We start from the raw sequence: 485 nt of genomic DNA, 5'->3' as shown, positions 1-485 counted from the left end.
AGTATCCGTATGATGTGGCTTGCCCAAGGTTATGAACCGAGTTATCGTACCATCAATCGTTTCCGTGTTCATCCAGAAGTAAAAGAATTACTACGTCAATGCTTCGTACAATTTCGCTGTCAATTGGTTCAAGAAAAATTAATTGAAGAAGAAGCAATATTTATCGACGGAACGAAAATTGAAGCGAATGCCAATAAGTTTACCTTCGTTTGGCGAAAATCGGTGGAAAAATATAGTGCTAATTTGGTGGAAAAGTCTAACCAAATGTATGATGAGTTATTAAAAAAAGAAATTATTCCAGAGATAGAACGGGAAAGTTCCGATGAACTTTCTACAAAAGAGCTTAAAAATCTAGTGGAAAAGTTAGATGAAAAGGTAGAAGAATTTGATAAGAAGATTGAATCAACCGAAGAGGTAAGCCTACGTAAACAGCTTCGCTCTGAACGTAAGGTACCTAAGCAATATCGTAAGCATTTTAAGGATTA

At 35.7% G+C, this 485-nt stretch carries 1 protein-coding gene; it reads left to right on the top strand.

What is annotated here, in order from left to right; translation table 11 throughout:
• Window positions 1-485: transposase (locus TE34_RS00015; protein WP_047982778.1), on the top strand; the 485-nt coding region annotated here is incomplete at both ends.

The organism is Ornithinibacillus californiensis (assembly GCF_001038485.1).
GTDB classification, from domain to species: Bacteria; Bacillota; Bacilli; order Bacillales; family Amphibacillaceae; genus Ornithinibacillus; species Ornithinibacillus californiensis.
The sequence above is the reverse complement of the archived record's forward strand: the minus strand, read 5'-3'. Positions and strand labels throughout refer to the sequence as shown.